The organism is Enterococcus pallens ATCC BAA-351 (genome assembly GCF_000407485.1).
Taxonomy (GTDB): domain Bacteria; phylum Bacillota; class Bacilli; order Lactobacillales; family Enterococcaceae; genus Enterococcus_A; species Enterococcus_A pallens.
In genome coordinates this window covers 54722-77196 of the sequence record NZ_ASWD01000007.1, presented here as the reverse complement: position 1 = coordinate 77196, position 22475 = coordinate 54722, and the positions used below count along the sequence as shown (strand labels likewise).

Here is a 22475-nt window from a genome sequence, read left to right as displayed (position 1 = left end):
AAGCAGATGAACATATCAGAAGCTGCAAAATTAATGGGTGTTACAGCGGTCACGTTACGTTACTATGAACGAGTGGGGCTGATTCCTCCGGTCACTAGAAAAAACGGTGGGGTCAGAGATTTTCAGCAGGAAGATTTAAACTGGATTGAATTTATCAAGTGCATGCGCAGCTCAGGACTCTCGGTAGAATCATTAATTGAATATACAACGTTGTATCAGCAGGGGGATGCTACCTTGGAAGAACGCAAACGCCTGCTGCAGGAAGAGCGAAATCAGCTGGTAGCTAAGTACGAAGAAATTGGTGCGACGATTCAACGCCTAAATGGTAAAATTGAAGATTATGAAAATGGTAAGTTCCAGGAAGCAGAAAAACGACTGCCCGATTGGACGACAAAAGAAGCGATGAGCTAAATCAATAAGTAACGAAGATTAGTTTAACAATCATTAAACAGCCGAATGACTAGACCTCTATTGATTAAGAGAGAGGCTCAGTCATTCGGCTTTATTTTGCTACTTGTTATTTAATCGCCTCTAGTACCTTTGCTGCAATTACTTCTGGACTCAACTGATAACGATCCACTAATTCCTCCATCGCTACATTATCTGTAAACTCCTTTAAGGCGCCAAAATTTAAAACCTTCATGGAAGAATCACCATAATAAGCGGCTACTTTTTCTCCAAAACCACCGGTTAAACTGCCATCTTCTAAAGTGATAACAATTGAATGATTTGCTTTTAGCTGCGCCAAACAATCCTGGTCCAGCTCTGTAATCGTCAGCGGATTGATCAAAGTAGGGGAGACTCCCAGGAGCTTTTCTAGTTGTTGGCGTACCGACTCGCCTAAGGAAATGAAATTCCCTAAGGCCAGAATGGCAGCTGCCTGTCCTTGATGACGGACTTCATAGTGAGGCTGCGAATAATCCTGATAGGCTGCTGGTCGAGAAACGACTGGCCCAGCCGGTAAGCGAATAGCTACGGGTCCTTCTGTTTGAAGCAAAGCCCAATCGAGCATCGACAACACTTCTTCTTTACTGCTTGGTGCCAAGTATTTAAGATTAGGTATGCTGTTAATCATGGGAATATCAAAAATACCTTGATGAGTAATGTCACTTTCTGTTAGGTGTCCGTTTCCTACAATAATTACTGCTGGCAGCTGGTTAATCGCTAAGTCATGGGACAGCTGATCGTAAGCCCGCGGCAGGAAATAACTAGAATGGAACAATACGGGTCGAATACCATTTTTCGCTAATCCAGCTGCAAAACTAATTGAATGCCCTTCTGCAATCCCCACATCAAAATAATGCGTTGGCTGTTGTGCTTTAAGAGGTGCCAGATCAAACATCCCTGGAATTGCTGCATTAATTGCGACTAAATCCTTAGTTCCGCTGGCTATTTTTTTCAATAGTTCTTCAACGATTAGTCCACTATAGGTTGGCTGACTGTTAGGAGACAGACTTTCGCCGGTTGTTAAATCGAAGGGAGGACGCCAGTGGAACAGGCCTTTCTCTTCAACAGCTGGTGAATAACCATGTCCTTTTTCTGTATGAACGTGCAGTACAATCGGGTGGTCAATATCTTTAACGGCTTCAAAGGCTTTGATCATCGCAGCTACATTATTACCTTGTTCTACATATTGGTAATCAAAGCCCATACTTTTAAATAAATTATTGGGAGATTTGCCATTGGTTTTCCGCAGCTCAGTTAAATTACAGTACAGTCCGCCGAAATTCTCATCAATCGACATTTCATTATCATTTAACACAACAATGAGGTTAGAGTTCAATTCTGCTCCGTTGTTGAGTCCTTCAAAGGCTAAACCGCCGCTGAGAGAACCATCTCCGATTAAAGCAACCACATTCCCTTTTTCTTGTTTCAAGTCACGCGCCTTGGCTAATCCAACTGCTAAGCTGATGGATGTTGAAGTGTGGCCGATTTTAAAGAAATCATGAGCACTTTCATCCTGCGACGTATACCCAGAGATGTCATCAAACGCATCTTCCTCTAAATAAGCGTTTTTACGCCCAGTGAGAATTTTATGAGGATAGGATTGGTGGGAGACATCCCAAATTATTTTATCTACCGGTGATTGAAAAACGTAATGAAAGGCGATAGTCAGTTCAGTAATGCCGAGGTTGGGACCAACATGGCCACCAACTTTACTGACTCGATTCAAGACGGCTGCGCGAAGCTCGTCAGCTAAAGCTACAAGCTCCTGTGGGTTTAAGTTTTTCAATTCTTGGGGACCATTAATTCGTGACAAAATGTTCATTCGGTTGTTTGCGCTCCTTTATTTTGCATCTATCGGATTGGTGCAGCCAATGCTGGTACTTTTGTACAGGCATCGGTCAGACAAATTCGAGTTTTTTCCGGATCGATTTCACTGGCTTCCATAATTAATTCGCCGATATTTTTGGCTTGGATATGACCGGAAATCGGATTTTTTACACTGTCAATAGTAGTGGAAACCTTAACATCGATTGTCGAATACTCCAATGCTAAATCAGTATTGACGATTTTTCCATGTTCAATCACTAGATTTTTCACGTAGCATAGGCCTTGTTCACTCTCAATATAGCAGTTAATAAAACGCAGGTTAGTGGAATTCCAGCCTAAATATTCGCCAATGATCACGGAATCATAAACAGTCACATCCTGACAATTCCAAAAGGCATCCTTTGAAATTAATTTGGAATGATGGATTTCAAGGTTGGATGCTCCGTCAAAGGCATAGTTTCCACTGAGAGAAAAATCGTGAGCAGTGATGTTTTTGCTGTTCATAGCAAAGTAATTTCCTTCCGCTTGTACCTTGTTTAAGGTAATGTTTTCGCAGTTCCAGAAGGTTTCTTCCGCTTTAGGCAGATGGACATTGGTTAAACGGATGTCCTTACCCCGACGAAAGGTTTTTGGTGCTTGGATTATGCTGTCTTTAATTGCAATATTGTTGGTGTACCAGATTCCTGAGCGAGCCGTTTCTAAAAGGGTGGTGTCTGTAACGTCAACATTTTCACAATACCATAAAGGGTATTTCCAGCGGAAAATGCTGTCGCTAATATCAAGATTACGACTTTCTTTTAACGGTGATTCACCATTTTCAAAGACAGAATTTTTAATGGTCAGGCCATTACTTCCAAATAATGCCCGTTCTCCAGTTAGATGTTGTTGATCAATAGTAGTTTTCATAATTCTCCTCATTTTCTTTTTCTAATTATTGGGATTTTTTCAGCTTCTGCACTAATGCGTATGCAACTGTCGCCACTCTTGATGGATAGAGCCGGGTTGCAATAATACAGCTTGTTGGAATTATTCTTTCTGGGCAAAGTGCTTCAGCTCCAAAATAGACCGAACCATGCCCTTCAGTAGCAAGTGAAATGCTAATCCTCAACAGTGAAATTTTCAGCGATTAGCGGCAAAATACCGATAATTCCCATCTCGGTATTCATAATCCCGAGTACACCAATCGTCAAAATTGAAATTAATAAGCTGCTATTTTTCTTCAAACAGATCGCTCCTTTAAAAGCTGTATCCAAAGCATAGACCTTCACCCTGAGGTCAAGTCAAGACTTAGAAGTAAAAAAGTTTAACGGCTATTTTCAGATACTGTAAAAAGAGTAGCATTTATCGAAGTTACTGTTTTTTAATAAAAAGCTAAAAAAATGCGGAGAGAAGTGAGGAACTAGTGAATACACGTTTCGGAGGGGTGATTTTTGAGCAAACAAAAAAGCAAAACCCAAAAGGATTTTGCTTTTAAAGTGATGGAGACGGCGGGAGTCGATTAAATCGCTCTATATCAATAATATATGAGAATTGAATGCCATCTTGAATGCCATGTGATCAAAAATCTACGAATTTATTGAAGTCCTCAGCAAGTTTTTCTTTTGCTAATTTTGAAACATGAGCGTATATATTCATAGTAGTTTGAATATCCTCATGGCCTAATCTATATTGAACCTCTTTTAATGAAGCTCCCATTTCTAAGAGCAAACTAGCTTGTGTGTGTCTGAAGCCATGAACACTGATACGTGGAAATGAAGTCTCCTTTTTCTTATCCATTTCATCTTGAACACTTAATAACCATTTTCGTGAGGTGTCTAAACTCATAATGTCGTGGGGATTATTCGCCTCAGAATGTCCAAAAATAAGCCAGTCATCAGAGGGAGGATTAATTACTTCTTTCCACTCTATTAGTTTATCTAAGGTTCCTTGATCGATTGAAATGATCCTTCTTGAACCCGCATTCTTTGTATCATCGATTTCAAGTCCAGCCTCAGTACGAGTTACCGCTTTATTGATATTAACTGTCTTTGCTTCAAAGTCAACATCCTTCCATTCTAGCGCTCCTATTTCTTGTTTACGCATACCGGTCATTGCTAGAAGTCGAAAGAAAGCTTGCGCTTTTAAGTTAGGTTGCTTGTATAGAACTTTAAGAAATTCCTTCAACTGATTTTTATCGTAAAATGCTTCTTCGTCTTTAGCTTTTCGTCTATTCTTAGGTTTCCGAATTGACTCAACAGGATTAGTTTCAATCATTCCGAAACGAATAGCATATTTGAAGACTAGTCCAGTGTAGTTCATCATTTTTGATGAGGTAGAATACTTTTTTGACCATTTATCCATTAATTCTTGAAGACGAATAGGGGTGATTTCAGTAATGAAAATATCTCCAAGTTCCTTCAGTACATGGTTCTTGAATATTCTTTTAGTCTTTAAGAGTGTGGAACCTCGTACCGTCTTTTCATATTCAGTTATCCATAAATCATATACATCATGATAAGTTTTTGGTTTATCTTTTTTGTGAAGGTTCTGTTCATATTCAGTTTGTAAGCGTGCCAATGCCAGCTTAGCTTCTCGTTCTGTTTTAAAATTCCTTCGTGTTGTTTTATCTGGTTTTCCGGTCTCAGGATTAATACCTAGATAAGCCTGAAACTTCCATCTTTTCTGACCGTTTTTTAGTTTGTATTGCTCAAATTTAGCCATGATTGAATCAACCTGCCTTCTTTGATACAATAGGCAATGTAATAAGCCTACTGGTTTATGCACAGCACGATCAGACTCTTCCCGGGGTAGGATCGTGTTTATTTATCTTATTTTACTTAATCATTTTTATATCATGGTAAAGTTGCATATCACTATCTATTTTACTTACCGCCTCTTCATACGAAAGCATATGATAATATGAAGAATCTCCTAATGAGTTGGCGAAATCATTTAACCCTGAGGATATAATTTCATCACTCCATTCAACCTCACCATTGGCTTTCCATGTGTTTACCTGATCCCTTTTTCTAGCAATAGCATTTTGTTTTGCCGTTGCAAAATAAGTATCTATATTCTGGATTTTTTGTTCAGACTCGTTGATTGAAGGTTGTTCTGGAGTTTGTTGTTCAACATAGTTTTCCGCTTGCTTCGATGGTTCTGGTGCCGACGGAGAACCGTTTTGATTTCTAGGTGGTGCACTTTCTACTTGTGGTGCGATATCTGATTCACTAGGAACCTCATTTTTCTGAGATACATTATTTCTAGATTGAGTATCTACCTCTAAGGATTCGATGGTATCGGAAGTAGAATATTTTTTACTTTTTGACGCCTTCGTTTCACTTCTTTTCGATTTCTTAGTTTTACTCTCAGTATGGAGTGATTTTTGACTATCTGTGGAATCGGCAATACGTTTGCTTTTCCCAGAAGTACAACCACTAAGCGCTAATAGTACTGTAAAACATAGCAACAAGGTAAAAATTCTTTTCATTTAGATTCCTCTTTTCTAATATGTTAAATTGCGTTCTCATAATCAAAGATTATTTGTTTTTCTTTATTAACATGACTTCCAGTCAAATAGAATCTGAAGCCATTTCTTGAACCTTGATAACGTAATTCTTTAGTAGAGGTTAGAGCGGCTCTTTGAGACATACCACACGAATATATCCCGAAATCAATTAAGCGATTGTGTAAAGCTGAATGACTAATTGAACATTCATCAGAAATAAGGGCAAACGATTTATTAGTATTCAAGTAGTCCAAAATCTTGATGTCAGGCACCATTATTGCTCCAGCACCAGAATCAGCAAGTTTTTCCATTATTATTTCTTCTTCAGAGTAGAATTCTTTCCTGTTTTCAACATTAAAGAAAGTTTGACTAGGCTCAGTTTGGTTCATATCAAAAAGACAGTGAATCAACTCATGACAAGCACTAAAGTTCAAACGTCGTTTATAAACCCGTTTGTTCAAGAAAATAGCAGTGCTGTATCTACTTCTAGCAGTTAAGCCTAGAAAAAAATTCTCATCGATTAAAGGTATATCGAAATCCACCTTGATATTATTCATGACGGTATAACTATCAAAAAAATCACTAAAGATATATTTAGCGGGTTGAATTTCATTTTTTAATAAAAATTGGTTCAGTATTAAATTCGTCAGGGACAATCGAGTGGCTTTAAGGTCATCCATATTATTCTTCTCCGGCTATTTTGGCTTATTTTGTTCGTCTAATTCTCTCATGGTTTTACTAATATAATCGAAAACATCCATAGCTTGTTTTTCGTATAAGTCTTTCTTGTCTTCAGGAACCCCTTGTGAACCACGTCTAAATCTCAAGAGTAGCTGCTGTTCTTCTTGGGTCAGACTTTCACCACTAGGGTTCTCAGTATCAGTTCTTCCAAGTAGATAGTCGGTAGAAACGTTGAAAAAGTCAGCAACGTCTTTAAGTTTATCTATACCAGGAGTACGCTTGTTCCATTGATAAATAGTATTCCTTCCAAAGCCTAAAGCTTCTTCCAATTGATAGACATTCATGTCATGTTGCTTGCAGAGTTTTTTTATGCGATCTAAAATGTTCATTTCAAACCCTTTCTGCTCATCGAATAGTTATTTATAACTTAAGTTAGAAAAACTGTTTGACATTTGGTGTATAAGTTAGTAAACTATTTTCGAGGGCTAGTTATTGAGCTTAAAACAAAACTAAAGAGAACCTAATAAAATATGATAGTTTCAGCGTCGGCAAACATTGAAATTCAATTTATTGGTTTCTAAAGTCTTATTTAGCTATGCTTAGATTTTATGACATCAGTTAGAAAAAGTCAATATATAGCTATAAAAAAAGCTCAATAATTAGTCTGGTTTTGAATAAGAAGGAGGTTTGACACCCTAGATCAGTCTGTAATAAAAAAAAGATGCTTTTCAGTTACGAACTTCATCTTGAAGAGTTGTTTTGGAAGTGCGTCAAATGAAAGGGAGTGGTGTAATTGTTAATTACGGAATTTAGAGAAATGGTTTTGATTCAAATGGATCGTCAAGGAAAAAACTGGAAATATTTAGCAAGTCTTATAGAAAAATCTGATACGTATACCAAGCAAGTTGTTTCTAAAGTTCAAAATGGACCGAAAGCGGAAGAATATAGAAAAATAATTGCTGAAAATCTTGGAATCGTATATGAAAGTGAGGGTCTTTCAAGTGGAAGAATCAATTAGAAGATCAGAGTTGGATTCTTTTTTAATTAATTATGTACCAAGGCGCTTATTAACTCAAAAAGAAGCTGTTCAATATACAGGTACTTCTCCTGGAACAATAAATGAATGGGTCAAACAAGGGATGAAAGTAACTATATTCCATGAGAACAGCAGACCCAAATATGACATTCGAGACCTTGATAAATGGATTGATCTCCACAAGGTGTAATAGGAGGAAGCAGAATGGACCAACTTATAAAAGTCACTACCAACGAAAACGATGAACAGCTAATAAATGGTCGAGAGCTGTATGAATTTTTAGAAGTTAAAGATAATTACACTGATTGGTTCAAACGGATGATCAAGTATGGATTTGAAGAAAATATTGATTTCATGAGTTTCTCGGAAAAATCCGATAAACCTTTTGGCGGCCGACCACAGATCAATCATTACATGAAGTTAAATATGGCAAAAGAAGTATCTATGATTCAGCGTACTCCAAAAGGGAAACAAGCAAGGAAGTATTTTATCCAAGTGGAAGAATCGTGGAATAACCCTGACATGGTAGTTAAACGAGCTATGGAGATTCAACAGAAGAAAATAGAGGTATTGCTGTTAGAAAATGAATCAATGAAACCTAAAGCATTGTTTGCCGATTCTGTAAGTGCAAGCCGCACAAGTATTCTCGTTGGAGAATTAGCAAAGTTGATCAAACAGAATGGAGTGGACGTGGGCGCTAATCGGCTTTTCGTCTGGTTGAGGGATAACGGCTATCTTATTAAACGAAAAGGAACAGATTGGAACATGCCTACACAGCTTTCTATGGAAATGGGTCTCTTTGAAATAAAAGAAACTGTGGTGTCGCATTCTGATGGTCACACATCTATTAGTAAAACACCTAAGGTCACAGGTAAAGGACAAATTTATTTCGTTAACAAATTTTTAAATGATCAAGAAGCACGACTGGAGGAATTAATTTGAGGTACACAACAAGATGTTTTCTATTGATAGTAAGCTTAATCATTCTAATAGGTGGCTTATCAATTCAAGACTTCCAAGTTTTAGTAAGGATTGGGGTGCCGATTTGGTTAGGGTGGGTCATCGGCGAGTTGTTGTTAATTGAACAGCGGCAGGGGTGGCAGTATCGAGTGAGAAAATATAAAGATGATGGAGAAACGAATCATGCTCAAAAAACAATGCTTAACCATAAACGTTGAAAGAAAATTTATGAAGTCATCAATATCAAAAGTAAAAAATATTCTTTGGGATCGATTCGAAACGAATGCAGAAATTGAAGATGATTCCTTCTCTAGTGATGAAGACAGAGAGCTATCCTTTTTCTTCATAGCGACCGATGAACAGTATAAAAAGTTAGTATCGATCATAGAATCAAACTTCAGTTTGATTTTTGATATAAAAAAAGTCTGACCACCGCCAAGTAATCAGACTAACATTAATACCTTTTCAAAGTATACCACGAAAGGAGGAAGGAGAAACAGATGGAAAACATTGATTTGAATTTATCTACGCTAAACGGAGGCGCTTTACAAGAAAAATTTGAATATGAGATGAAAAACGTCATGGAAAACATCTTAGACAAAAACACTGATCCTACCAAGAAGAGATCAGTAACATTGAAAATAGACATGATACCTGACAAGGAAAGAGAGTTAATGGTACTTAGTTGCTCCAGTCAATCAAAAATCGTTCCACGTGAAGAAACTACTACGAAAGTTCTATTTGGAAGGAACGACCATACAGGCTATTTGGAAGCTGCAGAATTAAAGTCAGGTGCCAAGGGACAAATGTTTATTGATCCTGATGATATGACTATCAAAACAGACACTGGACAATCAGTTGAAGAATTAGAGAAGTCCGATAAAACAGAAATTGTTGACTTCAAACAAAGAAAAAGTAATTAGGAGGAAATAATATGTCAGAAAACATTAAAGACGCAATTCAGTATGGAGTCAAGTTAAGCGAAGGTCAGAGGGTTATCTATAAAGAAGATGACCAAACCTTTTATGACCGCAACAAAGCCGATCTTAAAGAACTATTTCCCATACGCTATGCATCTACCTTAGTAGTTACCTCGCTAACAGGTTTGATTCAATATCTAGTATCTAAGTTCGATCAGGAAATAATTGACGAGCCTGATGAATTACTGGTGCATGTAGAAAGTCCGACTAAGGTAAAAGTATACGGACGACTAAATGGTGATCGAAAACGGGAAAGTTTGATTGAAACTTGCGCGGAATTAAATGAGTTTCCTTATGGCCGCTTTTTGGACCAAGAGAGATTCAAAATTAACATGATGTCTTTGTTTGATAGAACTCCTGATGCGGAAGCAATCATGGAATTCGCTAGTGCAATTAGATTAGAGGACAGTTCTGATTTAAGAGATAACGGAGTCTCGCAAGTAGCTACTGTTCGCACAGGAGCAGCAAGTGTTGGAGACGGGAAAGTCCCTAGTCCGGCAGACTTAAGACCTTATCGAACATTCCTAGAAGTGGAACAGCCAATCAGCCAGTTTATCTTCCGTATTAATGAAGATGGCGAATGTGCCTTGTTCGAATCAGACGGAGGCTTGTGGAGATACCATGCTAAAGATTCTATCAAAGAATATCTGGAAGCTGGCTTGAAGGCTCTTATTGATGAAAACAAGCTAACAGTGATTGCTTAAAACTTAATAAAGCAGTGTGTGTTCATGCTGCTTTTTCTTTTGTACATTTTTAGAAAAAAAGAAGCCCATCAAGAAAATGATGAACTCCAAAAGTGATAATTAATCCGATAACTAATTATACCACTTTTGGAGCTAATTTACAAAGTAAACGTTGGTTTATCAACGTTTTGTCGTCCTTGTAAATAGTCCTAACTTAACCCGTATAAAGATTATTAAGAAGAGTGGTAGTTATATGAGTAAAACTTTTGTCAGGGAGAAGCGAGTAGAAGCTGGACCTTATAAGCATGTGTCAATATATATGAGAACTATTAATCAGGAATTGAGGAGTAAGGAGAAAAGAAAGGCCAGAAAGCAACAACTTCCCCGGCCAGCCCAGGTCACATGGAATAATAAAAAAAGTCGAAAGTATGCAGGTTGGCTGATCTATGAGAATTTTGGTAAAGGTGATTATTACCTAACGTTCACCTATTCAAATGAGTACTTGCCAGCAACACCTGCAGATGCAATGAAACATCAAAGGAATACTCTGGATAAATTAAGCAGGCTGTACAAGAAGCATGGTTATGAATTGAAATATATATGGTTCACCTCGTATCAATTTAGTGATGAAACGGGATATATAAAAAGGATTCATCACCATGCCATTATCAGTTCAGGGCCTAGTCGTGATGATGTAGAATCTTGCTGGTCAGTTGGTAGAAAAAGAATTCCACTAGGACGTACTCAAGCAAGGTTAGTTCAGCCCAACTCTAATGGATTGCAAGAGTTAACTAACTATTTGACCAATCAAGAACAATGGGAAAACCGTCAGTGGAAGAAATCTAAGAAAAGATGGTCAGCAAGTAGGAATCTAAAGAAACCAACCCAATCCATTAACGATCATAAATGGTCTATTAGAAAACTAGAAAGAGTTGCTTTATCTAACGATGATGGTGAGGAAGAGCTGTTAGCAAAGTTTCCCCAACACCGTTTGTTATCGCAACCACGTATCAAACATATTAAGGAATCCGGTTGGTATATAGAATTTGAGTTGATGCAATACGAATCGGGATGATGAAGGAGAAATTATGGCATATTCGAGAAATTTTAGAAACAGAATGAGTAATGATCAAGGACAATTATTTGAACGCCTAATTGATCAAGCGTGTTGGTATTACCGAAATAAAGGATTAGCAATGATAGAAAAAACACCAGAACCTTTCCGTGTAAAGAGGATAAATAAAGATAATACTTTCACTGGCTGGTTTACTGGGAATGCTCAACCAGATTACAAAGGAACCGTTCATGGAGGGCGTGCGTTAGTCTTTGAAGCAAAGTTCACATCAAAAGACCGAATTAAGAAATCAGTAGTTACTGGCAATCAAGCCGCCTGCCTAGATATTTATGAGGAGATGGGAGCATTAGTGGGAGTTTGCTGCATGATAGGAAAGACCGCAGCATTTATTCCTTGGGGTGATTGGAAACAGATGAAAGAGCTTTTCGGCCGTCAGTATTTACTAGAATCTGAACTAGTAGAAGAGTATCAAGTTCCAACGCCTGGTTATATTGATTTTCTTCATTTCATAAAACAAGAGGAGCGAAATGTATGAGTAATCCTGTATTAGATTACGCAACTAAGAAGAAAGCTTTTGAACTTCTGTGCGATAGAAAAGGATGGTCCTTCTGCCACTTTACTCATAATAATAAAAATCGAGCACAATGCTTGGGAAGTTGTATTGACGAAGGTGGGGAACAAATTAATGTATTAGTCACTGATCAGGGCCACATTGTGAGGTTGCTTGGAGACAAAAAGTATGAGGAAATTGTCTAAATTTCTTGCTTTATAAATTTTGAGGGTCATCAAGGAAGAAAGTATGGACTGGAGGTAATTGTATGAAAATTGTACTGAATAAATGTTATGGCGGTTTTGGGCTATCTCATGCAGCTATGATGAAGATTTTTGAGTTAAAAGGAATCACTGTTTTTCCTTATGTTTGTAAAATTAACTATGATTCTGATGGTGAGACTATTTATACCTATTCACGAATGAAGGGTGATTTTGAGCCAATTGGATTGATGGAACATGTTAGTTATTTTCAAATAGATCCGGAGGTAGATAGTTACACTGTTACTTCTGAACAATATTATTCAAGTGATGATAAGTATGATGAGAAGGACTTGGACTATAGTTATGACGATAAAAAGAGAACTGAGCCCGAGTTAGTTAAAGCAGTAGAAACGCTTGGAGCTTTGGCGAGTGGAAAATACTCGAACCTAAAAGTAGTGGAAATACCTGATAACTTCGAATATAGAATTGATGATTATGATGGGATTGAAAAAGTATACTTTGGCTTACAAATGGGGTCAGCGTAGTTCCAGTAATGACCGAAAGAAAGGAGTAAACCAATGAAACATGTTTGGGCCTATGATACAACGCCTAATGATGATTTAGCTTATCCAGATTTGTATAGCTCGGAAAAAAAGGCAATGAGCCAATTCAATTCTGATTATGAAGCAGCAAGAGCAAGAGGCCTTGAAGTGACTGTAACCTATGAGAACGGTGCATCTGCTTCTTGGGAAGATAATGGGTGTCAATACTCTATAAGAGTCGAAAAACTACCAGTTAGTTAAACAAGGAAAGTAGGGAAAGAAGGCAGGTGAGATTAACTGTTAGCAAGACCAATTGAACTAAAAGAAGCCAATGCTTTTGTAGAGTCACTACACAGACATCATCCACCTGTGTATAGAGATAAATTTAGATTAGCAGCAGTCAAAGATGGCAAGACCATTGGAGTAGTCCAAGCTGCGCGTCCAAAAGCGAGAGGCATCGATGATGGTGAAACGATTGAGGTTGTGCGCTGCTGCACCGATGGGACCTATAATGCCTGCAGTTTTCTTTATAGCAGAATTGCCCGCATTGCTAAGGAGATGGGCTACAAAAGAGCAATCACTTATATATTGGATGAAGAGACCGGAGCTAGTTTAAAGGCTGCTGGGTGGCAGTATGATGCAGAGGTAAAGGGTAGAAGTTGGAATTGTCCCAGTCGACCTCGACAAGATAAGCACCCGACAACTGATAAACAGAGGTGGGTCCGTTGGCTTTAGATGATTAACTGTCAAAGGAGATAAGCATGAAAAATAAAAAAGTAAAAATTGAGATAATTAAGGACGTTTACTGGGAAGATTGGGGAACCATGCGCAAAGTCTTTAAAAAAGGCTGGATTGGCTGGGTGGACGCTCATTATGAAGGCGATAATTTGGAATCAGTAAGTGGTGAAAGCCCAATTTTTAAAGGCGTTTCTGATGTGATTTGGGATGATTGTTACAAGGTTCTAGGCAACTAACCACCAGTTTAACAGAATGGAGAGGTAAAGATGAAAATCAAAGGATATAAGTTGTATTACGAAGGAATAGTTCCTGGAACGCCAGATGTGACATATCCAATCTATGTTGCTGAAAAACCTGATATTGATGAATTAGTTAAGTACACAGAAGATATGTATGATAGCGATCTGTACGAAACAACTGAAGACATCGATGCTGCTTACGTTTTCGCAGAAGAGGAAATGGAAGAGTATTCAAAGTATGCTCCACTTGACCAGTACCAATACAAAGAAATATTTGAAAGCGAGGAAGCCGAATAAATGGATTACTCAGATTGGATAGATATGAAAGTTACTGGTAATCATTGGGCATTGAAAGGCAAAAAAACAGTTAAAGCTATTTATATAACCGAATTTAATGTTTCTGAGGTGGAAGAGCTTACTCAAGCATTTACTAGATTTGATGTGAGTGGAACAACTCTTCTAACTGGCTTTATGTCATTTCAAAACTTTCCTGTATGGATGATCAACATCAATCCGAGAAGCAAACAAAAGAAGTTCATTTTTGAACATAGCATTCAGAATTATTTAGAAGTAGTTGTTTAACTCAGCATTTGAAGGAAAGGAATGATTGAATGAATAAACAGGGATTACTTAACTGGATTGAATCCAATAGAAAAATGATAAGAAAACTTGATTTTACGGATGTCAGCGATGATGATCGAGCGGATTATCTTCAGACTCTAATGTATAAGTTTTTTGGAGAAGTTGAAAAAATGGTTGGTGATTTGACTGAACCAGGGAAAGTAAAAGTACCGCCTTACATGAAGGAATTCTTGGATTTCTGTAATAAAGAAGAACAAAGTGGCGTGGATGCCTATCATGGATTGTTCCATATTTGTTCATCTTGGCCTAAAGAACAAATTCTAGAATGGTCCTTTGAGAATCCATACCGATTCATTAACGCTTTTCAGTATGGCTATGATGTTGAATCTAAGTACCGAGTGAAAGTAGGCAATGGCTATTTTATTGAATTTCATGGTAGAGGTTGTTTGATATCGCCTCATGAAAAAGATGGAATTATGAAATTTGATGCAAAGAGTGAAGCTGATCGGATAGCAAGTATCACAGGCGGCACAGTCGAACCAGTGGAGGTGGCGGAATGAAACTTTTTATCGTTGTACTAATTTTCATAGTGAGTTTCATTGTTTACACAGCCATTGTTGGCGGCAAGATCGATGATATAAGGAATGAAAGGGAATGAGGCGGAATGAGTGAGGTAAAAGTAGAAATATTGAATGAAGCATCAGCCAAAGAACTTCAGTCAATTATTTCTGAGTATCTGAACAAGGGCTTCAGTATACAAGACAGCCAAGTCCAGTGGTATCAAGGACGGATCGAGGGTGTTTATGTATTTGTAAAATATACTGCTGAAGAGCGACCGAAGGGAAAGCAAGATTGGATATATTGCTAGTCCACTAACCGACGCTTGAAAGGAGAAAAAAGTATGAATCTATTAATAATGCTAATAAATACAATTGTTTTAATAAATTTAGTAAAGACTGAGCGAACCATCAAGAAAAATAAAAAGCGTTCAACCATTACGTTGAACGCTGAGGAGTAAGATATCACTTCAAGAAATCTGAAAGAGCATCACTAGGATTATCTAAATCTCCAGAGGATACAGGAGAATTAAGATTCGGGTAAATATTTTCGTTGTTCAACTCAATAAGTTTCCTTAAGGCATATAAATCTGGAGAATTATCATCAATTCTTTCTTCAAGGTTTTCGTTACCAGATTTGAAGAACAAAAGTGCGATTTCTTCGGCAATTCCATCGGGCATAACCATGGCGCGAAAAGAAGCAAGAAAGAAAATGCCTTGTGAAGCATTTAGGACATAAGACAGTGTTGGCATGAAATGCTGAGAATTTTCAAAAAAGGTATGTTTAAACTCATATTCGTTGTTTAAATAGGGTTGCCACGTGTAGTCTTTTGAAGCAGTTTCGTTTATCAATTTTTCAATAATCATTTTCTTATTCATGATGTCATATCCTTTCAATGTATGCTATCAAGTTTGAGATACCACGTTTTATAGAGTACCAATCATCTTTTTCTAAAGATTCGTACAAGCTCTTGAACACTTTTTTCTTTTTTCTTTTTAAAAATGGGTATGTTTCTTCAAGTTCGATAAGAAAACTTTTAAGTGCATGTTTGTTAATGAGTTCGACATTGTTTTTATCAATATAAATCGAGTATCCTTGCAAGTCTCCAATTATCTTAGGCTTGCGGAAAGTAAGAGTTTGTTCATCTCTAGCATTCTCGACATTGTTCTTAATCCTAATTGAGAAAAACAAGGTAACGCCAGAAATAATGAAGGATACCAAGCCGGTTACAGCGTTAATTTTGTCAAGAATATCAAATATAGGTTCCCAATCCATCGTTTAATCACTCCTCAAAGTGATTATAGCAGATTATTGAAAGATATTTAAAAAAATCAAGGCAAAGAAATTATTGGTATTACACTAACAAACTACGTGTGTTCGTAATGGTTCATTGAAATCCCTAAGAGGACACTAATTAAAATATTCCGAACAGTAGCTTGTAGTAAATAAAGGTTTGGAGGAAAACAAATGAATACAATGATTGAAGCACACAATGCCGTTCATGGCTTTGAAATTATAGATGGAAAGATTCAACCACCTAAATACGATTTACCTGATTTCATTAATGAGAGAGTCGAGTATTTTGGTAAGTATTCAGAAGAAGGCATGTCATTTTACGGCTGCTTAAGTGCCATTCTAGCTTATGACGAGGAAGAGTGTAAAAAACAATTTCAGTTAGGAGCTAGTGGCGATTGGATGCCGATTTCAGCCGAAGTAAGGGAATGGTTTGATCATATGGGTACTCCTGGCGAAATGTTGATTACAGTCAAATTGTTGTACGGTTTAAGGCCTACCGAATGAATGGAGATGAAGCAATGAGAACCGAAATTGAAATACAAAAAGAAAATGTCACCCTAGGAGGTACAGCTATGAGTAAAAAAGAAGGGTTTGTAGCTGATAATGTGCGTTTCGTCAGTAAGCACATTGGCGGCGAAGATGTCTTGTATTTTGAAGCAAAGAAAGAAGTGGTCTGCATTCAGACAGTTAGAGAACCGGAAAATACTCAACACGACATAGTGATGACGAAAGACGAGTGGGAAGTTCTGAAGCGGCTTATTGATATTCAATTAGTCCACTAACGTCGGCTTGTAAGTAGCAATATACTTTTATTGGAGGTAGTAGTTTGGAGATTAACGTGCATGAATTGTCAGATAAACAACTTGATCAGTTGGCATATAAAATAAGAGTAGGCATAAGAAAAGACCGTGAAGCAGAAAAAAAGAAATTTAAGGAACGAGCATTGCATAATACTCGTTTATTACTTAAGCAATATCACAAGCTTAAGGTTCATAGTAAAGTTGTAGAAGAACAAGTAGAAATTAACCAGGGAAGTTTCTGGGAACACAAATGGCTTAACTTAGATATGTTGATGCAAAATAAAGCCAAGACAGTAAAATTAATGAAGCATGTAGATTTAGCTTTAGAAGTTTATAAACAGAGTTGCCAAGTAAGTAACAAAGTAGAGGAACAGAGAAGATGGAGAGTAATTAATAAAAGATATATTGAGTATCCTTTGTTGAGTGAAGAAAAACTCGCTGAACAGATGCACATGGATCGCTCCACAGTAAATAGAACATGCAGAGATGCGGTAGAAGACTTATCAATAATACTATTCGGCATTGACATGATAAATGAATGGTAGCCATGCACAAAACTTGCACACAACACCTACAAACTAAGATATATACTAGTACTATGATAACTGTAGCTAGTCAGCCAACACAACACAAAAAAGCTACTCGGCGCGCGAGAGAAAATGCTAATCATTAACAAAAACGACTGTGCTAGCTATTTTTATAAAGGGGACATCTTTATTATAGATTACTCACATAAACTATAAAAAAAGAATTGTTTCACTGAAACAACCCTCAATCTTATCAAGGCAGCAAAATTCAATTAAGGAGTTGAGACACTCCTTTTATCTAATTTCGACATGTTGCCTTGTCGTGGACCTTTAGCTCAGTAGGTTAGAGCTGGTGGCTCATAACCGCTTGGTCGCAGGTTCGAGTCCTGCAAGGTCCATAGATTCATTAATTAAGGAGGCTATAAATGGAGAATAGAACTAAAGCGTTAGAAGAATTGGTAAATGAAACTATTCGCTCAATAGCTGAAAAAAATTTATCGAATGAAGATTCTGCTGCAGTGTTAACTGTTGTTATGCAGAATTTAATAGCTCAGAAACATAACCAAACTAAGTTGTTGGAACTGGGAATTAATATAGAGAATTTATCCATTGATGCCGTTTGTGAAATTCAAAAGATTTGGACGAAAGAATACTATAAGAAATTGAAAGGAAAAAAATGAATAACGAAACTTTAAATTGGTTGATGAAGCTTATCCGTGAGGATAAGCTTATTTATTTTTATAAAGGTGCTAAGTGGAGAAGGTTGCGGATTCAGGCTCTTGAGCGAGATAACTACGAATGTCAGCGATGCAAACAGTTAGGTAAGTATTCACCTGCAAAGAATGTCCATCATAAGATTGAAGTCAAACATAGGCCTGACTTAGCTTTAGACTTGAATAATACCGAGTCTGTTTGTATTAGATGTCATAACAAAGAACACGACAGATACCAAGGGAAGAATAGATTCAAGCGAAAACCATTTCAAAACTTTAATCCTGAAGAGAGGTGGTAAAGAGTGATTATAGTAGACGGTAGTGATAGCTATGAGACTGAACAGATGATAGATATTGCTGAGACACCTAAAGACCAACGCGATAGTATTCAAAGAGATTTGATCAATTATTTTTCGCGTCTAGCTTATCTAAGATATGTAAACATCAGAACGCTAACCAGTATAAATAAATGTGAGAAGATGACACCAGATGAAGTCAGAGAAAGATTGAATATTGACAGAATAAAGAAGTACTACTCTTATTCTGCTGATGAAATTCATTTCTATATCGATTTCGCAAAAAAATATATTAGAATCGTTTCTTGATAGACCCCCCGGTCGAAAACTTTCAATGATTTCGGAGGGGTACGGTAAACGAGGGGGTGGTGGTCGGAAAATATATTTTCTTCACGCGCATGTGAGAGGGGGGGTATCATGCCAAAAATGAGCCGTGATTCCCGTAAACAAAAGCTAAAGACGGCATTGCTAGAAAAATTGAAACGTGAAAAAAAGACCGATATCTATTGGCATGACTTAGTTTTAGACTATTTAGCTTTTTGGGAAATCAAAGAAAAATTGAAAACTGAAATCGAACGTAAGGGCGCTATGATCACAATAAAAAATGGGAGCCAGGTCTTTAGAAAAAGAAGCGATGCAGTAGTTGAACTTCCTAAAATCCACAAGCGTATGACTGATATATTGGACATTTTAGCAGTAGACGAAGAAGAAGTACCTGACGACGAGGAGGATGATGTTTAATGCCGTGTACGCATCCTTATGTTGAATATTATTTTGATCTCATTGATTCTGGCAGGTTGATCGTTTGTAAAGAGCAGCACTTACTGAAGAAGTTTTTACAAGAAAAAGTATTGTGTCGCGATGATATATACATGGATAAAGAAATGGTAGACAATTCAGTTAAAATTCCAGAACGATATTTTCCCTATAAGCTCTTTCCTTGGGAAAAATTCCTAAACTGTTTTATTTTCGGTTTGCGTTGGAAAGACACAAATGATTTGGTGTTTAACCGTTACTTTATTTTTATGGGACGTGGTGGGGGGAAAAACGGTTTTCTATCATGGAATTCTTTTTTCATGATGACAAAGCAGCACGGTATTGAGCATTACAACATAGAAATTGTTGCCACAAGCGAAGATCAGGCTAAGCAATCGTTCACTGATGTAAAAGACGTTTTAGAATCAGACAAAAATAAAAAGAAACTAAAAAATGCTTTCTATCGCTCTGAAAAACTTATTAAGAGCAATAGCACGAAAAGTAAAATGAGGTACAACACTTCAAATGCTCGGACAAAGGATGGAAAGCGCCCTGGGTGTGTCATTTTCGATGAAGAACACGAATATGATAACTACAAATCAATTAAAGTGTTCACTTCAGCCGGAGGGAAAATTCAGGATTATCGGGAGTTTCATACAAGTACGGATGGAAATGTTCGTGGAGGTCCCTTAGATGATTTGAAAGAACAGTCTAGGATGATACTTAATGGTGAGATACCATTAGAAGATGTCACCTTGTTTCCATTTGTTTGCAAAATAGATTCTCCGGAGGAAGCTGATGAGCCAACAAATTGGCAAAAAGCAAACCCCTCGTTACCATACAATCATACCCTTATGAGAAAAATGAAGCAGGAATACCAACAGGGGAAAGTGAGCGCACCAATTCGAGTTGAGTTCATGACAAAAAGAATGAATTCTCCTGTAGAAGATACTAGATTTGAAGTTGCAAGTTATGAAGACCGCCTGGCAACTAAACAGGATATTCCCGAAGAATTTAACAGTGCTGAGGTAATAGGTGGTGTGGATTTTGCAGACGTTCGAGACTTTTGTTCTGTAGGATGTTTAGGTAAAAATAATGGAAAAACAGTCTGGCTACAGCATACATTTATTCATTATTCGGCTTTGGAATTACAAGATATCAATCCAGACATAATTAATCTAGCGATGGAAAAGGGGAATGCTGAGATCGTCTATGGAAAATCGATTGATCCAGACAAGGTAGTCAAGTGGTTCTTAGAGCAAGCCCAACATTATTATATTAAAAAGATTGCAATGGACACCTATAGAGCAACCATACTGAAACCCAAACTAGAAGAAGCTGGGTTTGAGGTAGAAGTTGTTCGAACTGGGAATTTCACCCATAGCAAGCTATCGCCGCTGGTAGATGATTTGTTTATCAACCAGAATATAGTTTTCGGAGATGATCCATTGATGCGGTGGTATGTCGGCAATGTCTATGTTGAGTTTCTTTCCAATGGCAACAAAGAATATAGAAAAATAGATAAAGAAAAGCGGAAAACAGATGGGTTTTTCGCTTTTTTACATGCGCTTAATTTTTACGACGAGATTGAAGATTCTGGAGAATTTGATTTAGGGGACTTTAACTTCAATCCTATCGTTGTCTAAAAAGACTATAAGGGAGGTGAGAAATTGGGATTTTTTGACTGGATTGGTTCTATTGGAAAAAAGAAGTTCGATGTTCACGATATGGTAATTGTAGAAAAACTTACCGCAGAAATTCTTTACAAAAAATTAGCTATAGAATCGTGTATTGATATTATTGCAAATTCAATTTTACGAGCGGAATTCTTTACGTATGAAAAGGGTAAAAAGAAACGCTCCAAATTGTATTACTTGTTAAATGTTCAACCCAATAAGAATCAAAATCAAAAAGAATTCTTAAAAGGAATTATCCGGCGTTTAATTTATCAGAACGAATGTCTGGTAGTGCAATGGAAGGATCAGTTCTGGATAGCTGATACTTTTGTGAGAGAAGAACGAATGCTTATTGATACCTACTATACAGGGGTAACAGTTGGAGATTTTGTTTTCAATAAGAACTTTGCTGAGCAAGATGTTTTCTATTTCAAATACAACGAAAAGAACATTCGAAAAATCATTGATGGAGTTTACGAGAGTTACGGCAAACTGTTAACAGCTTCTATGAATATCTACAAAAGGTCAAACGCTAAGAGATACGTCTTAGAGGGAGATTTCGTACGAAGTCAATCAAACGAGAGCCAAAAAAGAGTTGATGAAATGATGAACAATCAAATCAAACCGTGGCTGGAGGCGGATAATGCAGGCGCTCTATACAATCTCCAAAAAAATTATGAATTAAAAGGTGATCCAAACACAAATAGCAAATCTGCTGCAGGTTCTTCTTCAGAAGACATACGGAAAATGGTTGATAGCATTTTTTATTTGGTGGGGAGTACATTTCATGTGCCAACAGGTTTGATTAAAGGAGAAACAGTGGAGCTTTCAGGTCAGACGGATTCGATGCTAATGTTTATGTCATTTCCGCTTCTGGAAATTATAGAGGCTGAGATGAATAGAAAATTATATACGGAAACTGAGTATCTTGAACGGACGTATATGAAGGTCGACAAAAATAAAATCAGATCGTTATCTATCAAGGACCTTGCACCAGCTTTAGATAAATTCTTTCAAATTGGTGCTTTTAGTATAGACGATGTGATGGAATTTATCGGAATGGAACCTTTTGAGGAAGAGTGGTCTCAACGAAGATATGTTACGAAGAATTATGCTGATGCGAAAAGTGAATTCTTGAAGGGAGGTGAAGCGAATGGAGAAAGTACGAATTCAACCTAGGGTAGAAATCGCAAACACTAATAATGATGCAACAAAAATGTATCTTTATGGTTCAATCGGGAACGGGTGGTTCTCAGACATTACTTCAAAGGGAGTAAAACACATGCTTTCACAGGTGAAAACTAAAAAGATTGAATTACACCTTCACTCGAATGGTGGTGATGTATTCGAGAGCGTGGCAATCTATAATTTACTAAATAATCATGATGCAGAAATCGAGATTTATATTGATGGGATTGCTGCTAGTGGTGCCTCATTAATAGCAATGGCTGGCAATAAGGTAATTATGCCGCGAAATACAATGATGATGATCCATAAAGCTTGGACTGTTGCAATGGGTAATTCAGACGAACTACGCAAGACAGCAGATGATATGGATAAAATCAACAACAGTGTAACAGAAACCTATCTGCAAAGGTTTAATCAATCGCGAGAAAAATTAGAAGGACTTCTTAGCAATGAAGAATATCTAACTGCGCAGGAATGTGTCGATTATGGATTAGCCGATGAGTTAGCTGATTCTGTAGAAACAAATGAACCAGAAGAACTAGACGAGATCGTTGAAAATCGTATTGAATACAACAACCAAAAGTTAAACAAATTTGTTGCTGCTATAAAGGCAGTGAACTTCAATAATTAGGAGG

37 protein-coding genes and 1 tRNA gene are annotated in these 22475 nt (G+C 37.2%); 29 read left to right on the top strand and 9 right to left on the bottom strand.

Features of this window, described 5'->3' with window-relative positions; translation table 11 throughout:
• Positions 1–6 precede the first annotated feature (6 nt).
• Positions 7–411, top strand: coding sequence for a MerR family transcriptional regulator (locus I588_RS23830; protein ID WP_010756049.1), 405 nt, complete (start codon positions 7–9; stop codon positions 409–411).
• 106 nt (positions 412–517) lie between these two features.
• On the opposite strand, the gene I588_RS23825 is transcribed toward I588_RS23830, so the two are convergent.
• From I588_RS23825 to I588_RS27085, 7 genes are all read right to left on the bottom strand, one after another.
• The gene (locus tag I588_RS23825) at positions 518–2269 is read right to left on the bottom strand and encodes a 1-deoxy-D-xylulose-5-phosphate synthase (RefSeq protein ID WP_010756050.1); all 1752 of its coding nucleotides are present in this window, start codon (positions 2267–2269) and stop codon (positions 518–520) included.
• Between the two features lie 29 nt (positions 2270–2298).
• Complete coding sequence (locus tag I588_RS23820; protein WP_010756051.1) at positions 2299–3180, bottom strand: DUF3737 family protein; 882 nt, start codon at positions 3178–3180, stop codon at positions 2299–2301.
• A gap of 191 nt (positions 3181–3371) precedes the next feature.
• Positions 3372–3497, bottom strand: a complete 126-nt coding sequence (locus tag I588_RS28120) for a hypothetical protein (protein ID WP_281169965.1) — start codon at positions 3495–3497, stop codon at positions 3372–3374.
• A gap of 334 nt (positions 3498–3831) precedes the next feature.
• Positions 3832–4974: a tyrosine-type recombinase/integrase gene (locus I588_RS23815; protein WP_010756052.1), complete on the bottom strand. Its 1143-nt coding sequence runs from the start codon at positions 4972–4974 to the stop codon at positions 3832–3834.
• Between the two features lie 112 nt (positions 4975–5086).
• Entirely contained in the window at positions 5087–5743 is a 657-nt protein-coding gene (locus I588_RS23810; protein WP_010756053.1) for a hypothetical protein, read from the bottom strand.
• Positions 5744–5766: 23 nt separating this feature from the next.
• The gene (locus tag I588_RS23805; RefSeq protein ID WP_010756054.1) at positions 5767–6441 is read right to left on the bottom strand and encodes an ImmA/IrrE family metallo-endopeptidase; all 675 of its coding nucleotides are present in this window, start codon (positions 6439–6441) and stop codon (positions 5767–5769) included.
• A 15-nt stretch (positions 6442–6456) separates the two neighbouring features.
• The gene (locus tag I588_RS27085) at positions 6457–6831 is read right to left on the bottom strand and encodes a helix-turn-helix domain-containing protein (RefSeq protein WP_010756055.1); all 375 of its coding nucleotides are present in this window, start codon (positions 6829–6831) and stop codon (positions 6457–6459) included.
• Positions 6832–7235: 404 nt separating this feature from the next.
• On the opposite strand from I588_RS27085, the gene I588_RS23795 reads away from it, so the two are divergent.
• From I588_RS23795 to I588_RS23710, 17 genes are all read left to right on the top strand, one after another.
• Positions 7236–7460: a hypothetical protein gene (locus I588_RS23795; RefSeq protein ID WP_010756056.1), complete on the top strand. Its 225-nt coding sequence runs from the start codon at positions 7236–7238 to the stop codon at positions 7458–7460.
• Entirely contained in the window at positions 7423–7668 is a 246-nt protein-coding gene (locus I588_RS23790; protein WP_010756057.1) for a MerR family transcriptional regulator, read from the top strand. The genes I588_RS23795 and I588_RS23790 overlap by 38 nt, the downstream gene beginning before the upstream one ends.
• A gap of 14 nt (positions 7669–7682) precedes the next feature.
• On the top strand, positions 7683–8420 hold the full coding sequence (locus I588_RS23785; protein ID WP_010756058.1) for a phage antirepressor KilAC domain-containing protein: 738 nt from the start codon (positions 7683–7685) through the stop codon (positions 8418–8420).
• A 23-nt stretch (positions 8421–8443) separates the two neighbouring features.
• A complete protein-coding gene (locus tag I588_RS23780) occupies positions 8444–8656 on the top strand; it encodes a hypothetical protein (protein WP_139243983.1) in 213 nt (70 codons plus the stop codon).
• A gap of 282 nt (positions 8657–8938) precedes the next feature.
• Complete coding sequence (locus I588_RS23770; protein WP_010756061.1) at positions 8939–9361, top strand: hypothetical protein; 423 nt, start codon at positions 8939–8941, stop codon at positions 9359–9361.
• 11 nt (positions 9362–9372) lie between these two features.
• Entirely contained in the window at positions 9373–10122 is a 750-nt protein-coding gene (locus I588_RS23765; RefSeq protein ID WP_010756062.1) for a hypothetical protein, read from the top strand.
• Positions 10123–10354: 232 nt separating this feature from the next.
• Positions 10355–11176, top strand: coding sequence for a rolling circle replication-associated protein (locus I588_RS23760; protein WP_010756063.1), 822 nt, complete (start codon positions 10355–10357; stop codon positions 11174–11176).
• Between the two features lie 13 nt (positions 11177–11189).
• Entirely contained in the window at positions 11190–11711 is a 522-nt protein-coding gene (locus I588_RS23755; protein WP_010756064.1) for a Holliday junction resolvase RecU, read from the top strand.
• Positions 11708–11932: a hypothetical protein gene (locus I588_RS23750; RefSeq protein WP_010756065.1), complete on the top strand. Its 225-nt coding sequence runs from the start codon at positions 11708–11710 to the stop codon at positions 11930–11932. Before I588_RS23755 ends, I588_RS23750 begins: the two co-directional genes overlap by 4 nt.
• Before the next feature lie 62 nt (positions 11933–11994).
• Positions 11995–12474 (top strand): hypothetical protein, encoded by a 480-nt coding sequence (locus I588_RS23745; protein ID WP_010756066.1) that lies wholly within the window; start codon positions 11995–11997, stop codon positions 12472–12474.
• A 33-nt stretch (positions 12475–12507) separates the two neighbouring features.
• Positions 12508–12732: a hypothetical protein gene (locus I588_RS23740; protein WP_010756067.1), complete on the top strand. Its 225-nt coding sequence runs from the start codon at positions 12508–12510 to the stop codon at positions 12730–12732.
• A gap of 36 nt (positions 12733–12768) precedes the next feature.
• The gene (locus tag I588_RS23735) at positions 12769–13206 is read left to right on the top strand and encodes an XF1762 family protein (protein ID WP_034692438.1); all 438 of its coding nucleotides are present in this window, start codon (positions 12769–12771) and stop codon (positions 13204–13206) included.
• 26 nt (positions 13207–13232) lie between these two features.
• On the top strand, positions 13233–13445 hold the full coding sequence (locus I588_RS23730; protein ID WP_010756068.1) for a hypothetical protein: 213 nt from the start codon (positions 13233–13235) through the stop codon (positions 13443–13445).
• Between the two features lie 30 nt (positions 13446–13475).
• On the top strand, positions 13476–13745 hold the full coding sequence (locus tag I588_RS23725; protein WP_010756069.1) for a hypothetical protein: 270 nt from the start codon (positions 13476–13478) through the stop codon (positions 13743–13745).
• Positions 13746–14030 (top strand): hypothetical protein, encoded by a 285-nt coding sequence (locus I588_RS23720; RefSeq protein ID WP_010756070.1) that lies wholly within the window; start codon positions 13746–13748, stop codon positions 14028–14030.
• A gap of 29 nt (positions 14031–14059) precedes the next feature.
• Positions 14060–14590, top strand: a complete 531-nt coding sequence (locus I588_RS26615; protein ID WP_010756071.1) for a hypothetical protein — start codon at positions 14060–14062, stop codon at positions 14588–14590.
• Between the two features lie 104 nt (positions 14591–14694).
• Positions 14695–14898: a hypothetical protein gene (locus I588_RS23710; protein WP_010756073.1), complete on the top strand. Its 204-nt coding sequence runs from the start codon at positions 14695–14697 to the stop codon at positions 14896–14898.
• A gap of 154 nt (positions 14899–15052) precedes the next feature.
• Here I588_RS23710 and I588_RS23705 read toward each other — a convergent pair whose 3' ends face one another.
• The gene (locus tag I588_RS23705) at positions 15053–15466 is read right to left on the bottom strand and encodes a hypothetical protein (RefSeq protein WP_010756074.1); all 414 of its coding nucleotides are present in this window, start codon (positions 15464–15466) and stop codon (positions 15053–15055) included.
• A 4-nt stretch (positions 15467–15470) separates the two neighbouring features.
• Positions 15471–15863 (bottom strand): hypothetical protein, encoded by a 393-nt coding sequence (locus I588_RS23700; protein ID WP_010756075.1) that lies wholly within the window; start codon positions 15861–15863, stop codon positions 15471–15473.
• 192 nt (positions 15864–16055) lie between these two features.
• Here I588_RS23700 and I588_RS23695 point away from each other — a divergent pair, with 192 nt between their 5' ends.
• The 11 genes from I588_RS23695 (at position 16056) to I588_RS23645 (ending at position 22471) form a co-directional block, all read left to right on the top strand.
• Positions 16056–16388 carry a hypothetical protein gene (locus tag I588_RS23695; RefSeq protein ID WP_010756076.1) on the top strand — a complete coding sequence of 111 codons (333 nt, stop codon included), beginning with the start codon at positions 16056–16058 and terminating at the stop codon, positions 16386–16388.
• A gap of 14 nt (positions 16389–16402) precedes the next feature.
• Positions 16403–16666 (top strand): hypothetical protein, encoded by a 264-nt coding sequence (locus I588_RS23690; protein WP_034706231.1) that lies wholly within the window; start codon positions 16403–16405, stop codon positions 16664–16666.
• Between the two features lie 44 nt (positions 16667–16710).
• Positions 16711–17229: a hypothetical protein gene (locus tag I588_RS23685; protein WP_010756078.1), complete on the top strand. Its 519-nt coding sequence runs from the start codon at positions 16711–16713 to the stop codon at positions 17227–17229.
• A 306-nt stretch (positions 17230–17535) separates the two neighbouring features.
• Positions 17536–17609 (top strand) — tRNA-Ile (locus I588_RS23680).
• 27 nt (positions 17610–17636) lie between these two features.
• A complete protein-coding gene (locus I588_RS23675) occupies positions 17637–17891 on the top strand; it encodes a hypothetical protein (protein ID WP_010756079.1) in 255 nt (84 codons plus the stop codon).
• Positions 17888–18223 (top strand): HNH endonuclease signature motif containing protein, encoded by a 336-nt coding sequence (locus tag I588_RS23670; protein WP_010756080.1) that lies wholly within the window; start codon positions 17888–17890, stop codon positions 18221–18223. Before I588_RS23675 ends, I588_RS23670 begins: the two co-directional genes overlap by 4 nt.
• Positions 18224–18226: 3 nt before the next feature.
• A complete protein-coding gene (locus I588_RS23665) occupies positions 18227–18529 on the top strand; it encodes a hypothetical protein (protein WP_010756081.1) in 303 nt (100 codons plus the stop codon).
• A gap of 108 nt (positions 18530–18637) precedes the next feature.
• On the top strand, positions 18638–18961 hold the full coding sequence (locus I588_RS23660) for a hypothetical protein (RefSeq protein WP_010756082.1): 324 nt from the start codon (positions 18638–18640) through the stop codon (positions 18959–18961).
• Positions 18961–20622 carry a terminase TerL endonuclease subunit gene (locus I588_RS23655; protein WP_010756083.1) on the top strand — a complete coding sequence of 554 codons (1662 nt, stop codon included), beginning with the start codon at positions 18961–18963 and terminating at the stop codon, positions 20620–20622. Before I588_RS23660 ends, I588_RS23655 begins: the two co-directional genes overlap by 1 nt.
• A gap of 24 nt (positions 20623–20646) precedes the next feature.
• Positions 20647–21831: a phage portal protein gene (locus I588_RS23650; RefSeq protein ID WP_010756084.1), complete on the top strand. Its 1185-nt coding sequence runs from the start codon at positions 20647–20649 to the stop codon at positions 21829–21831.
• The gene (locus tag I588_RS23645) at positions 21806–22471 is read left to right on the top strand and encodes a head maturation protease, ClpP-related (protein WP_010756085.1); all 666 of its coding nucleotides are present in this window, start codon (positions 21806–21808) and stop codon (positions 22469–22471) included. Before I588_RS23650 ends, I588_RS23645 begins: the two co-directional genes overlap by 26 nt.
• Positions 22472–22475 lie beyond the last annotated feature (4 nt).

Excerpts from the sequence above, each read along its gene's own strand:
- I588_RS23830 (WP_010756049.1), top strand. The coding sequence starts at position 7 with ATGAACATATCAGAAGCTGCAAAATTAATGGGTGTTACAGCGGTCACG.
- I588_RS23825 (WP_010756050.1), bottom strand. The coding sequence starts at position 2,269 with ATGAACATTTTGTCACGAATTAATGGTCCCCAAGAATTGAAAAACTTA.
- I588_RS23820 (WP_010756051.1), bottom strand. The coding sequence starts at position 3,180 with ATGAAAACTACTATTGATCAACAACATCTAACTGGAGAACGGGCATTA.
- I588_RS23815 (WP_010756052.1), bottom strand. The coding sequence starts at position 4,974 with ATGGCTAAATTTGAGCAATACAAACTAAAAAACGGTCAGAAAAGATGG.
- I588_RS23810 (WP_010756053.1), bottom strand. The coding sequence starts at position 5,743 with ATGAAAAGAATTTTTACCTTGTTGCTATGTTTTACAGTACTATTAGCG.
- I588_RS23805 (WP_010756054.1), bottom strand. The coding sequence starts at position 6,441 with ATGGATGACCTTAAAGCCACTCGATTGTCCCTGACGAATTTAATACTG.
- I588_RS27085 (WP_010756055.1), bottom strand. The coding sequence starts at position 6,831 with ATGAACATTTTAGATCGCATAAAAAAACTCTGCAAGCAACATGACATG.
- I588_RS23790 (WP_010756057.1), top strand. The coding sequence starts at position 7,423 with ATGAAAGTGAGGGTCTTTCAAGTGGAAGAATCAATTAGAAGATCAGAG.
- I588_RS23785 (WP_010756058.1), top strand. The coding sequence starts at position 7,683 with ATGGACCAACTTATAAAAGTCACTACCAACGAAAACGATGAACAGCTA.
- I588_RS23770 (WP_010756061.1), top strand. The coding sequence starts at position 8,939 with ATGGAAAACATTGATTTGAATTTATCTACGCTAAACGGAGGCGCTTTA.
- I588_RS23765 (WP_010756062.1), top strand. The coding sequence starts at position 9,373 with ATGTCAGAAAACATTAAAGACGCAATTCAGTATGGAGTCAAGTTAAGC.
- I588_RS23760 (WP_010756063.1), top strand. The coding sequence starts at position 10,355 with ATGAGTAAAACTTTTGTCAGGGAGAAGCGAGTAGAAGCTGGACCTTAT.
- I588_RS23755 (WP_010756064.1), top strand. The coding sequence starts at position 11,190 with ATGGCATATTCGAGAAATTTTAGAAACAGAATGAGTAATGATCAAGGA.
- I588_RS23750 (WP_010756065.1), top strand. The coding sequence starts at position 11,708 with ATGAGTAATCCTGTATTAGATTACGCAACTAAGAAGAAAGCTTTTGAA.
- I588_RS23745 (WP_010756066.1), top strand. The coding sequence starts at position 11,995 with ATGAAAATTGTACTGAATAAATGTTATGGCGGTTTTGGGCTATCTCAT.
- I588_RS23740 (WP_010756067.1), top strand. The coding sequence starts at position 12,508 with ATGAAACATGTTTGGGCCTATGATACAACGCCTAATGATGATTTAGCT.
- I588_RS23730 (WP_010756068.1), top strand. The coding sequence starts at position 13,233 with ATGAAAAATAAAAAAGTAAAAATTGAGATAATTAAGGACGTTTACTGG.
- I588_RS23725 (WP_010756069.1), top strand. The coding sequence starts at position 13,476 with ATGAAAATCAAAGGATATAAGTTGTATTACGAAGGAATAGTTCCTGGA.
- I588_RS23720 (WP_010756070.1), top strand. The coding sequence starts at position 13,746 with ATGGATTACTCAGATTGGATAGATATGAAAGTTACTGGTAATCATTGG.
- I588_RS26615 (WP_010756071.1), top strand. The coding sequence starts at position 14,060 with ATGAATAAACAGGGATTACTTAACTGGATTGAATCCAATAGAAAAATG.
- I588_RS23710 (WP_010756073.1), top strand. The coding sequence starts at position 14,695 with ATGAGTGAGGTAAAAGTAGAAATATTGAATGAAGCATCAGCCAAAGAA.
- I588_RS23705 (WP_010756074.1), bottom strand. The coding sequence starts at position 15,466 with ATGAATAAGAAAATGATTATTGAAAAATTGATAAACGAAACTGCTTCA.
- I588_RS23700 (WP_010756075.1), bottom strand. The coding sequence starts at position 15,863 with ATGGATTGGGAACCTATATTTGATATTCTTGACAAAATTAACGCTGTA.
- I588_RS23695 (WP_010756076.1), top strand. The coding sequence starts at position 16,056 with ATGAATACAATGATTGAAGCACACAATGCCGTTCATGGCTTTGAAATT.
- I588_RS23690 (WP_034706231.1), top strand. The coding sequence starts at position 16,403 with ATGAGAACCGAAATTGAAATACAAAAAGAAAATGTCACCCTAGGAGGT.
- I588_RS23675 (WP_010756079.1), top strand. The coding sequence starts at position 17,637 with ATGGAGAATAGAACTAAAGCGTTAGAAGAATTGGTAAATGAAACTATT.
- I588_RS23670 (WP_010756080.1), top strand. The coding sequence starts at position 17,888 with ATGAATAACGAAACTTTAAATTGGTTGATGAAGCTTATCCGTGAGGAT.
- I588_RS23660 (WP_010756082.1), top strand. The coding sequence starts at position 18,638 with ATGCCAAAAATGAGCCGTGATTCCCGTAAACAAAAGCTAAAGACGGCA.
- I588_RS23655 (WP_010756083.1), top strand. The coding sequence starts at position 18,961 with ATGCCGTGTACGCATCCTTATGTTGAATATTATTTTGATCTCATTGAT.
- I588_RS23645 (WP_010756085.1), top strand. The coding sequence starts at position 21,806 with ATGGAGAAAGTACGAATTCAACCTAGGGTAGAAATCGCAAACACTAAT.